Origin of the sequence: Agrobacterium sp. a22-2 (genome assembly GCF_012276985.1) — a bacterium.
Taxonomy (GTDB): Bacteria; Pseudomonadota; Alphaproteobacteria; order Rhizobiales; family Rhizobiaceae; genus Allorhizobium.
In genome coordinates this window covers 1-11,469 of record NZ_JAAXMM010000033.1, presented here as the reverse complement: position 1 = coordinate 11,469, position 11,469 = coordinate 1, and the positions used below count along the sequence as shown (strand labels likewise).

Below are 11,469 nucleotides of genomic sequence, written 5' to 3'. Positions count from 1 at the left end.
GGCCGGCAGGCGGTCGCCGCGCGTCGAATGCAGACGCTCATGGGACGAGGGCATGCTTTCGATCAAGGCGCGCGTATAGGGGTGATGGGGATCGCGCAGGATCAGGTCGGCCGGTCCCTCCTCGACAACCAGGCCGGAATACATCACGGCGACCCGGTCGGCGATATCCGCGACGATGCCGAGATTATGGCTGATGAACAGGAGGCTCAGGCCGTCGGCCTGATTGTGGCGCAGGCTCTGCAGCAGTTCGATGATTTCGGCCTGGATCGTCACATCGAGTGCTGTCGTCGGCTCGTCGGCGATCAGCAGGCGTGGCGCGCAGGTCAGCGCCATGGCGATCATCACCCGCTGGCGCATGCCGCCGGACATTTCGTGCGGATAGCCATCGAAACGCCGCTCGGCCTCGTTGATGCCGACCTGTTTCAGCAGATCGATGGCATGGCGGCGCGCGTCCGTGGACGACATCGGCCGATGGGCAAGTATGGCCTCGACCATTTGCGCGCCGACCTTGTGGATCGGATTGAGCGCGGTCATCGGTTCCTGGAAGATCATGGCCACGTCATTGCCGCGGATCTCTTCCAGCGCCCGTGCCGTTTGCCGGCCAAGATCGATCATCTCGCCGGATTTGCGACGCAGCCGCAGCGTGCCGCCGACCTGCCGGATCGCGCCCGGCAGCAGGCCCATGAGCGCCAGCGACGACAAGGACTTGCCGGAGCCGCTTTCGCCGACGAGTGCGGTGCACTGGTTGGCGCGCAGGGTCAGGGAGACATCCTCGATGACAGAGACAGCCGCGCCCGGTCGCGCAACATCGAGGCGCAGGTTGCGGATCGTCGCCACCACATCGGGATCATCGTCAACCGGGGCATTCGCCAGGGACAGCGGCACCGAGATCTGGTCCTTGCCGTCGGCGGCTCCACCCTTCGGATCGAGCGCGTCGCGGAGGCGATCGCAGAAGAAGTTGATCACGTAGATCGTCAGCACGAGCGCCACGCAGGGGATGATGATGCCAAGCGGATCCTGGTTCATGAACTGCCGGGCGCCGCGGATCATCTGCCCCCAGGATGGAGCCGGCGGGACGACGCCGAGGCCGAGAAAGGACAGACCGCTTTCAATGGTGATGGCGGCGGCGGCCGTCAAGGAATATTGCACCGAGACGGGGCCGGCGATGTTCGGCAGGATGGTGCGCAGCACGATGCTGCCGGAAGGAGTGCCCAGCGCGCGGGACGCTTCGACGAAATCGAGCGCGGAGACGCGCATGGCCTCCGAATAGGCGATCCGGGCAAAGCTCGGAAAATACAGCACCGACAAGACGGCAACCAGCGTGGTCGCTCCGGGGCCGAACAGCGTCACGACCAGCAGCGCCAGCAGAATGGGCGGAAAGCACAGCACCACGTCGGCCAGCTTGGTGCTGATGAAGGCGAAAGGTCCGCGAAAATAGGCGCCGACCAGGCCGAACAGCGTGCCGACGATACCGGCAATGGTGGTTGCCACAAAGGCGACGGTCAGCGACACCTGGCCGCCATAGAGCACGCGGGCCAGGCGGTCGCGGCCGAACTCGTCCTGCCCCAGCCAATGCTCGAGGCTTGGCGCGGCCAGCCGGTTGCGGACGGCGATCTTGATCGGGTCGGCGTCGGTCAGCAGCGGGGCCGCAAACGGGATCAGGATCAGGGCGACCAGCAGGATGCTGGGCAGGATCATGGGCCTGGGGATGCGGAACAACCGGTTCATTGCAGACGGATCCTCGGATCGATGAGCGATGACAGGATGTCGATCACCAGATTGATGCCGATGAAGATCGCGGCGACGGTCAGAATGATGGCGCGCACGGTGGGGTAGTCGCGCTGTTCGACGGCCGAGACCAGAAGGCCGCTGAGGCCGGGCCAGTTGTAGACGAATTCGACCAGCACCGTCGAACCCAGCAGAATGCCGAGTTGCAGGCCGACCACCGTGATGATCGGCCCCAGCGCATTTTTCAGCACATGGCGGCGCACCACCAGCGAACGGCGCAGGCCTTTGGCGGCGGCGGTGCGAACCCAGTCATGGCCACGCATTTCGAGCACGCTTGCCCGCGTCATGCGGAAAATGATGGTGCCGAGATGCAGGCCGACAGTCAGCGCCGGCAGGACCAGCATCTGCAGATGCTGGCTGGGATTGGACGCAAATGCGACATATCCCCCCGCCGGCAACCAACCCAGTTGCTGCGCGAAGAAATAGATGAACAGGGTGCCGATCACGAAACCGGGCACCGAGGTGATCAGGGCGTTGAGGCCGGAGGCGGTGATATCGAACCGTCCGCCGGCGCGCAGCCCGGCCATGGTGCCGGCCGGGATCGCAACCGCCAGCGCAAGGATGGCGCCGACGATGATCAGTTCGAGCGTGCGGGGCAGGCGCAAGGCAATGGCGTCCGAGATGGCACCCTTGTCGACGATCGATCGGCCGAAATCGAGCCGCGCCGTGTTATAGAGGAATGTTCCGTATTGCTCGAGAACCGGATGATCGAGCCCCATTTCGGCTCGAACATTGGCGATCGCCTCGGGTGTCGCCGATCCGCCTCCGGTGGACAGAAGCAGTTCCGCCGGATCGCCGGGCACGATGATCAGGAGCGAGAAGATGATCGTGCCGATGACCAGCAGCATGGCGACGGCGGCCGCCACGCGACGTATCACAAAGGCCAGCATGCGGAACCCCTTATCCCAGTTTCGTCTCGTCGAGCGCGTAGGCGGAGGAGCCGCTGAGGAAGCCTGGCAGCTGTTCGAAGCCCGAGACCGCCTTGCGCATCGCATAGGCCTGGACGCGCCAGTTGAGCGGCACCTGCGGCACTTCCTCGTAATAGGCGACAACCAGGTCCTGGTAGATGGCCTTGCGCTTGGCCGGGTCGATTTCGCTGCGGCCTTTTTCCAGAAGCCCGTCGATGCGCTCGCTCTTGAAGCCGAAGGATTGCAGATAGGACGGGTTGCCAGAATAGAGCAGCGACCAGAGTGCATCGGGATCGTTGTAATTGCCCGAGGTGCCATGAACGGCGATGTCGTATTTGCCTTCCTTGCCGGCGGTGACGCGCGTTCCCCAATCGGGCAGATCGAGCGTCGCGTTGATGCCGATCATGGCGAGATAGGCCTGGACCACGGAGGCGGTATCCTGGTGCATGCCATAGGTGGCGGTCGCCAGCAGCCGGCACTCGAAGCCGTTCGGATACCCAGCCTCCGTCAGCAGGGCCTTTGCCTTGTCGATATCGAATGTCCATTGATGGGAGGGGTCGGTTAGGTCAAAGGGCGAGCCTTGCGGATTGGGCAGGCCGAAAAGCGGCACGCCACGGCCGGCGAAGGCGGCATCGACGACATCCTGCCGCTCGATCGCATAACCGACGGCCTGGCGAACCTTGGGATTGGCGAACGGGCCATCGGTGACGTTGAACAGCAGGAACATGAAGGGCCCGAGCGTGCTCTTCATCGTCAGCGTGCTCGATGCTTCGACGGCGTCGAACTGGGTCCAGGGCAGGTACTCGATCAGATCGACATCGCCGGCTTCAAGGGCTGCATAACGCAGGTTCTCGTCGGCATAGGCGATGAAGCGGATGCCGTCGACATTGGGCTGATCCGACATGTAATAGTCGGGAAAGCGCGCCAGTTCGATATAAACGCCCTTTTCGCTGCCCTTCATGATGAAGGGACCGGCGCCGATGACGTTTTCCGGGGTGCTCTTCGCCGAGATGATCGGGCAGCAATAGCTGGCCATCAGGTCGAGAAAGATGGCGCTCGGAGTATTGAGCGTGATCTGCACTGTTTTGTCGTCCAGTGCCTTGACGTCCTTGATGATCTTCAGGTCGCTCTTCAGATAGGCGCTGGAGCCCTCCTTGGTGATTTCTCCGAGCGAGAAGATCACATCGGCTGACGTCACGGGGCTGCCGTCATGAAAGACGGCATTGCTGCGCAGCTTGAAGACGGCGGTATTCGGGTTGCTCCATTCCACGCTTTCAGCAGCCTCGGGCTGCAGCGTACCCGCCGCATCGTAGCCCATCAGCCCGCGATACATCATCAGCTTCACGGTATTGGCAGCGCCGCCGGTATTGTCGAAAGGCTTGATCGTCGGGGGAAAGGTCGACAGGCCGAACTTCAGCACGGAGCCGGCGGCCTGAGCGCTCAGACGCTGCGGCAATCCCAGCGCTGTGATACCGGCGCCTATACCCAGCAGGACGGCGCGTCTTGTTGCCTTTGGACCCTTGTGGACGGAGCTCGTCATGGAAACCTCGAAACGGTTGGAGGGCAGAGCGGAGAGCTTTTAAAGAATTTGCCTGGTGATCGAACTATCTGCAGCCCGTGGCTGTCCAATCAAAATTTTCTTTATGAGATATAGATTTCTTTTCCCTGTCGCTGCGCTGCAGCATGAATTCCATGCAATCAAATTGCATTCTCTCTGGAATTACAACGATCAAGCGCGAGGCTGGAATTGGAAATACAGCGTCAGCTTGTACAGATTCCGTCTTCAACCGATGGCAGTTTTGTGACGATTTTTGATTTTGGTGGCGCGCGAGATAAAATTGCGCGGCAGGGGCGCGATCAAATTTTCCGAACAGCGATCAAAATTTTTTCGATTGGACCGTCGGTCTCGGGGTCGGCTATGCCCGTGGAAGAGCCATGCTTTGCAGCGTCGGCTCGCATACGGGAGCGATAGATGACATTGAAGATCCGCCTTGCTGTCCGTGACTGGGATTATGTCACGCCGCTGCTGCTGGGAGATGTGCGCTCGGAACGGTTGGTGCTCAAGGTCGATCGGGTCGACACACTGGTATCCGATGTCGCCGGCAGCGAGGTTTACGATGCTGCCGAGGCTTCCTTCAGCCGCTATGCGCAACTGTGCCATGATGGCGACGACAGCGTCGTTGGAATTCCGAATTTTATCATGCGGGGATTTCGACATCGCTGCATCATCACTACGAAAGACAGCCCGCTTCATCAGCTGTCGGACCTTAAGGATAAGAAGATCGGCGTGACGGGCTGGCGCGATTCCGGAAATGTCTGGACCCGCTCCGCGTTGAGAAGGGCCGGTGTCGGCATTGAGGATGTCAGGTGGTATGCCGGCCGTCTGACGGCCGCCCATCCGATCGTCGACCGGCTGGACGGCTTTGGCCGGGCGGGCAGGATCGAGGCCTGTCCGGGCGAAAAGCCGATGGTCGACCTGTTGCGCGAGGGATTTCTCGATGCGATCTTCACGCCCTTCATGCCCGAAGGTTTCTTTGATCCGGCCTCTGACCTGCGGCCGCTGCTCGACGATGTCGTTTCGGCGGAAATCGATTATTTCAACGCTGTCGGCTATATGCCCGGCATGCACGTGATCTCCGTCAAGGCGCCGATCGTGGCAGACAATCCCTGGGTCGTCGCGGAACTCAGTCGTTTGGTCGATGCGGCGCGCAGTGTCTGGCTTGCCAAGCGCCGCAAGTATGCCGATACATCTCCCTTCATGCTCGATGAACTGCGGCGGTCCGCGGCGGGTCTGCCCGAGGCATGGGCGGCGTCCGGCATGGCTTCGAACCGCACAATGATCGGGGATTTCGCCGATGAACTCTTCAAGCAGCAGATCCTTCCGCGCCAGCTGACGGCCGAGGAGCTCTTTCCCCATGGCTTCGATTGAGCTCGAACCGTGTCGGTTTCAAACAGGTCTGTCAGCGATGGAGAACGTCCATGCCGGGTGAGCCGTCAAGCAGGATCAGCCGGCTGGCCGATGCGCTGCGGGCCATGGGTTTCACCGGTGAAATCGAGACCGACAGCGCGCTGCGTGCGGCCATGTCGACCGACAATTCCGTCTACCAGATCTTTCCCGACCTGATCGTCGCACCGCGCAATACAGATGACGTCATCCGTCTGCTGGGGGTTCTGGATCGGCCCGCCTTTGCCGGTATCGGGCTCACGGCACGGGGCGGGGGCACCGGTACCAACGGCCAGAGCCTGAACCGCGGCGTCATCCTGGATCTTCGCCGGCACATGAACCGGCTGATCGCGGTCAATGCCGCCGAGCAATGGGCCGATGTCGAGCCGGGCATCGTGCTCGATGACCTCAACGAGCAATTGCGGCCGCTGGGCCTGTTCTTCGCGCCTGAGACCTCCACGTCGACGCGCTGCACGGTGGGCGGCATGGTCTCGACGGATGCGTCGGGCAAGGGCTCGCGCATCTATGGCAAGACCTCTGACAATATCATCGGCCTCGAGATTGCCTGCGCACAAGGGTTGCTTGCCTCCTTCGCGCCGGAGCCTGACTGGGCGGGCCCGATGCTGGCGCGCGTCGAAGCCGTTGCGCGGTCGGGCCGGGCCGCCTTTGTCGCCGCCACGCCGAAGCTTAACCGCCGCTTTACCGGCTATGATCTGGAGCGCGCCTGTCCCGACAACGGTGGTTTCGAATGGTGGCGGCTGTTCCTGGGGGCCGAAGGCACGCTTGGACCCGTCACCCGCGTTCGTGTGCATCTGCACCGCATCGAAACGGAAAAACGCCTTGTCGTGGTGGGCTTTGGCAGCTTCTCGCAGGCACTGGCCTCCGCCCTGCCGCTGATGGCCGACGAGCCGACCGCCATCGAAGTGATGGATGAGCGTGTCCAGCAGCTGGCGCAGGCCGCCGGAATTCTGTCGCGTCTGCCGGAAGAGCTTCGCCCGAAGGGGGAGGGGCGCGTGGCCTATATCTTCCTGGAATTCAACGGCGACGATGCACGCCTTCTGGACGGGCGTCTCGCCGGCTGTCTTGCGCGTCTCGCGACACTGGACGGCATCGGTGCGGTCTATGTGGCGAAGGACAAGGCGGAGATCCGTGATCTGTGGGCGATCCGCTCGGCCGGTGTGGGGCTGCTGGGCAAGGTCGATGGCCTCGCCCGGCCGGTCGCTTTCGTGGAGGACTGCGTCGTTCCGCCGGAACATCTTGCCGCTTTCGTGGAGGAATTCCTGGCGGTGCTTTCGGCCCACGGGCTCGGCTTCGGCATGTATGGCCATGTGGATGTCGGCTGTCTGCACATTCGCCCGGCGCTCAACATCGATCTCCAGAAAGATCGCGAGACGCTGGTTTCGATCTCGACGGCGGTGTTCGAGCTGACTCGCAAATATGGCGGCATTTTCTGGGGCGAGCATGGCAAGGGCGTGCGGGGGGCGTTTCTGGCCGAATGGATCGGCCCCGAGGCCTACCGGGCGCTGCAGGGCGTCAAGGCCGCCTTCGATCCGAAGGGGCAGTACAATCCCGGCAAGCTGGTGAGTGTCGACGGCGAGATCATGGGCATTGCGACGACGGCCTTCCGGCCGTTCAACACGACGGAAGGCGATCCGCTGGAGCGGGCGTTCCGCTGCAACGGCAATGCGCAGTGCCTCAGCTATCAGGCGACCGCGCCGATGTGCCCGTCCTTCAAGGCGAGTGCCGACCTGCGCCATTCGCCGAAAGGTCGGGCCGATGCCCTGCGCGCCTGGAAGGCGGCGCGGGATCGCGGCACGCCGCAGAAGGTCGACGAGGCGGATCTGCTCGGTGTTCTCGACACCTGCCTCGGCTGCAAGGCCTGTGCTTCCTCATGCCCGGTGCAGGTCGACATTCCGCATATGCGGTCGGCTTTCTATGCCGACTATTATGGACGCAAGGGCCGACCGTTCGGCGACCGGTTGACGATATGGGCCGAACGGTGGAGCCGGCTTCAGGTCCGTATAGTACCGCTTGTCAGGCCGGTCTGGCCGCTTGTGCGGTATCTTGCCGGGTTGTTGCTGCAAACGACTGACCTGCCAAGGCATATCGCCCGGCCCATGCCGAAGACCGACCGCATCGGCCTGGACGAACTCAGCGATCCCTTGCCCGACAAGACGGTGCTGCTGTTTCAGGACTGGTTCACGGCCCTGTTCGATGAAGATGTGCAGCGCGACGCGATTGCCGGCTTCAAAGCGCTGGGCTACCGGCCCCTGCTGGTTGACATGCTGCCGGCCGGCAAGGCGGCACTCAATCTCGGCGCCATGGCCGATTTTAAGGTTATGGCGCGGCGGCTTGCGCAAATCCTCAACCGGGCGGCCGCATCCGGCGCGCCGTTGATCGGGCTGGATCCCGCTTTCGTCCTGATGCTGCGGCAGGACTATGCCAAGGCCGGGTTCGATGTGCCCGACGTGCTTCTGCCGCAGGAGTTTCTGGCGCGCCAGATCGCCGCGGGATGCCGCCTGCCGACAGCTCGCGCCGGGCTTTCCGCAACGCTGCTCAGTCATTGCACGGAGGCGACATCGTTGCCGCAAACCGGGGCCTTGTGGGGGGAGGTCTTTGCGGCGATCGGCGTCACCCTTTCGACACCTGCCACCGGCTGCTGCGGCATGGCCGGCCTGTTCGGCCACCAGAAACGGCACCAGGCCGTTTCACGCAAACTGTTCGACATGTCCTGGTCGCTGCACATGAAAAACGAAGAGCCCGTCGTGGCGACCGGTTTTTCCTGTCGCTGCCAGGCGGAGCGCCTTGACGGACGCGCCTTGCGCCATCCCCTCGGCCTCATTGCCGACCTGCTGGGATGAGTCCGAAGGAACGGATAACGTCTCCGTCTCCTGATACGTCGCGCCATCCTGCATGACCCGCACGAGCACCCGATAGCCGACGCTGCCATCCTTGCGCCGGCGCGCGGTGATCGGGCCATGACCCCTCCCAATTTGGTCCAAGCATATTATATTCGGTCCGCTGGACCAAATCCGTTGCCAAAATCGCCGGAACTGGTGCAAAACGAGCGGGAGCAAGACGGAGAAGAACGTGTTTCCAGAGCCTGAAAAAGAACAAAAATCAAACTATTTCAAGGCTCCCGTCTTCGCCGTGGCACCCATGATCGACTGGACGGATCGGCATTGCCGGTTCTTTCACCGGCAGTTGACGGCCCATGCGCTGCTTTATACCGAGATGATCGTCGCCGAGGCGATCATTCGGGGAAACCGCGACCGGCTGCTGGGCTTTGAGGCGGCGGAGCATCCGGTGGCGCTGCAGCTGGGCGGCTCCGAGCCGGCCAGGCTCGCCGAGGCGGTGCGGATTGCGGCCGACTACGGCTATGACGAGATCAACCTCAATGTCGGCTGTCCGTCGGACCGGGTGCAGGCCGGCACGTTCGGGGCCTGCCTGATGCGCGAGCCGCAGACCGTGGCGGACTGCGTCGCCGCGATGAAGGCCGTGGCCAGGGTGCCGGTGACGGTCAAGTGCCGCATCGGCGTCGACGACCAGCAGCCAGAGACCGTGCTGCCGGATTTCATCGCCCGCATGGCCGACGCCCGGGCCGACGCGGTGTGGATCCATGCGCGAAAAGCCTGGCTGCAGGGCCTGTCGCCGAAGGAGAACCGCGATATCCCGCCGCTCGACTACGCCCTGGTGCACGCCATGAAACAGCAGAACCCCACCCTGTTCCTCGGCATCAATGGCGGCATCGACACGCTCGAGGCGGCCGCAGAACACCTCACCATCATGGACGGGGTGATGCTTGGCCGCGCCGCCTATCATAATGCCACGCTTCTGACCGGGGTGGACAAAAAAATCTATGGCGCTGCCGCTGCCAAGCCGGACTGGGCGGCGATCCGCGATGCGATGATGGCCTATGCGCAGCGGCATATCGAAAGCGGCGGTCGGCTGGTGCATGTGACGCGGCACATGGTCGGGCTGTTCCAGGGTTTTGCCGGGGCGCGGCGCTATCGGCAGATCCTGTCGTCGCAGGCGACCGGCGCCAATGCCGGGCCTGAGGTGATCGCCGAGGCCTTCGCCGCGGTCGACATTGCAGGCGGGCCGAAAGGGCAGGCGGACGAAACGTTGGCCGGGCAACGGCAGGCGGCCGGTTAGTTGCTTTGCGCGGCAGGCCTGCCGATCGGGGCAGCCCGGATAAGCCGCGCAGACATAAAAAAACGGCGCCTCCGGGGAGACGCCGTCCTGTCTTTTCATCCTTGCCTGCCGATCATCGCTGGTTGAGCGCAGAGCCGGCGGCAAAAAGCCCGAAAATCGGGCCGGCCGGGATTAGTCGGCGCGGATGTTGACGGCCTTCGGGCCCTTGCCCATGCGATCCGGCTCGGTGTCGAAGGTGACCTGCTGGCCGTCCTTCAGGGTCTGCAGGCCGGCAGCCTGGAGAGCGGAGATGTGCACGAACACGTCCTTGGCGCCGCCGTCCGGCGTGATGAAGCCAAAGCCCTTGTCCTGGTTGAAGAATTTTACGACGCCTTTGGTGGCCATGGGAGAAGTCCTCTTTCCCTTAAGTCTACAATGGTTTCCCGCACCCGGAGCCCGGAAGAGGGACGGTTGAGCCTTTCGAACGCGAAAGACCAGTCGAGAGGTCGAGATAACGGGAATGAACGTCTACCATCGGGAGAAGGCCCCCAGTACCGCAAAATGCGGTGCGTACAATCGGTTCAGTCTCCGGGATCGAAAAACCCGAACGGCGCTATTCCTACAACAAATGCCGGAGGGCGGCAAGAGCCAAAACGGGGCGGACCTTGGGTGCAGGGTTAGCAATTGGCTTGAATCCCTTGAGCTTTTAGGGGTTTTCGCTGTGCCGTTGCGGCACAGGCGGCTCTCCGGCGACCGCCGCGCGGCCCAACGCCGGCAATAATGTGCGCAAGGGTCGGCGGTTTTCCGGCTCCATGGCGAAGTAGCGCCAGATGATTTCCTCGCCGGCCTCCATCAATTCCAGGTGGTCGTCATCGTCGGGCACCGGGCGGGGGAGGTCGTTGGTGATGCGCAGCTCGGCCCTGGTGGCCTGCTCATACAGGGACAAGACCAGGGCCTGCTCTTCGGGCAGCAGAAGCTGCCAGCAGCGCGGGAAAAGGCCGGGTTCGTCGCGGTCAAGGCAGCGCACAGCCCGCGTGCAGGCGCGCCGCAGGCAACAGAAGCTCGGCACGGCCAGCATTTCAAGCGTCAGGCACAGGATCTGCCGGGAAATCTCGTCCTGGTCGCTGCTGCCAACAATTTTGGTCATCGGACGGCCTTTCATTTCTGGCGTTTCGGGGCGGGCAAACGGCGGGCACGGTTTTGCGATCCCGCGACCGGTTCGGCCCGTGGTTTTGACAAAGCGGTTCGGACGAGGTGCCGGAAGCTGCCTCTATGAAATGGTTTTAGGGTGACACCTTCCGGCACCCGTTCGGCGGTTTATGTGCCGCGACTTCGGTCTCTCTGCAGCGATGGGCGCAACGGTTGCGGATCGGGGTCGGCGCCGCCGTGGCGGAGCGACCTTTCAGCCGAGCCCTGTGCGGATTTCGGACGGGCAGGCACCCGGCGAAACCGTTGTTCCCATCACTCTCCCACGCCGCACAGGCGCACCCGGCACGCGATTGCGGTCTGCAGCGATCGGGATCGGTCCGACATCCCACACGCTGCCCGCCTCGCCAGGGGGAGACCATGTTCCGCGGACCCCGGCGGGCCGGGCCTGCGATAGCCCGAACCCTCCAGCGCCGATCCCACCTCGCCGGGCACGCACACCCGGTGTATCCGAAGGGGGACGGGCAAGAGTATGCCACGGCGGCGAGG

At 63.3% G+C, this 11,469-nt stretch carries 8 protein-coding genes; 3 read left to right on the top strand and 5 right to left on the bottom strand.

The window, feature by feature from the left end; translation table 11 throughout:
• The 3 genes from HFC70_RS26225 to HFC70_RS26215 form a co-directional block, all read right to left on the bottom strand.
• The coding region (locus HFC70_RS26225) for a dipeptide/oligopeptide/nickel ABC transporter permease/ATP-binding protein (protein ID WP_168476279.1) at window positions 1-1,728 on the bottom strand (1,728 nt) is incomplete at its 3' end.
• Window positions 1,725-2,678, bottom strand: a complete 954-nt coding sequence (locus HFC70_RS26220) for an ABC transporter permease (RefSeq protein WP_168476278.1) — start codon at window positions 2,676-2,678, stop codon at window positions 1,725-1,727. The genes HFC70_RS26220 and HFC70_RS26225, both read right to left, overlap by 4 nt.
• 10 nt (window positions 2,679-2,688) lie before the next feature.
• Window positions 2,689-4,236: an ABC transporter substrate-binding protein gene (locus tag HFC70_RS26215; RefSeq protein WP_168476277.1), complete on the bottom strand. Its 1,548-nt coding sequence runs from the start codon at window positions 4,234-4,236 to the stop codon at window positions 2,689-2,691.
• 432 nt (window positions 4,237-4,668) lie between these two features.
• On the opposite strand from HFC70_RS26215, the gene HFC70_RS26210 reads away from it, so the two are divergent.
• The 3 genes from HFC70_RS26210 to dusA all read left to right on the top strand — a co-directional run bounded on the left by HFC70_RS26210 (window position 4,669) and on the right by dusA (window position 9,795).
• Window positions 4,669-5,625 (top strand): nitrate ABC transporter substrate-binding protein, encoded by a 957-nt coding sequence (locus HFC70_RS26210; protein WP_168476276.1) that lies wholly within the window; start codon window positions 4,669-4,671, stop codon window positions 5,623-5,625.
• Between the two features lie 50 nt (window positions 5,626-5,675).
• Window positions 5,676-8,501, top strand: coding sequence for an FAD-binding and (Fe-S)-binding domain-containing protein (locus HFC70_RS26205; protein WP_168476275.1), 2,826 nt, complete (start codon window positions 5,676-5,678; stop codon window positions 8,499-8,501).
• 229 nt (window positions 8,502-8,730) lie between these two features.
• On the top strand, window positions 8,731-9,795 hold the full coding sequence (gene dusA, locus HFC70_RS26200) for a tRNA dihydrouridine(20/20a) synthase DusA (protein WP_168476274.1): 1,065 nt from the start codon (window positions 8,731-8,733) through the stop codon (window positions 9,793-9,795).
• Between the two features lie 171 nt (window positions 9,796-9,966).
• Here dusA and HFC70_RS26195 read toward each other — a convergent pair whose 3' ends face one another.
• Both HFC70_RS26195 and HFC70_RS26190 read right to left on the bottom strand, forming a co-directional pair.
• The gene (locus HFC70_RS26195; RefSeq protein WP_168476273.1) at window positions 9,967-10,179 is read right to left on the bottom strand and encodes a cold-shock protein; all 213 of its coding nucleotides are present in this window, start codon (window positions 10,177-10,179) and stop codon (window positions 9,967-9,969) included.
• 301 nt (window positions 10,180-10,480) lie between these two features.
• Window positions 10,481-10,936 carry a hypothetical protein gene (locus tag HFC70_RS26190; protein WP_168476272.1) on the bottom strand — a complete coding sequence of 152 codons (456 nt, stop codon included), beginning with the start codon at window positions 10,934-10,936 and terminating at the stop codon, window positions 10,481-10,483.
• Window positions 10,937-11,469 lie beyond the last annotated feature (533 nt).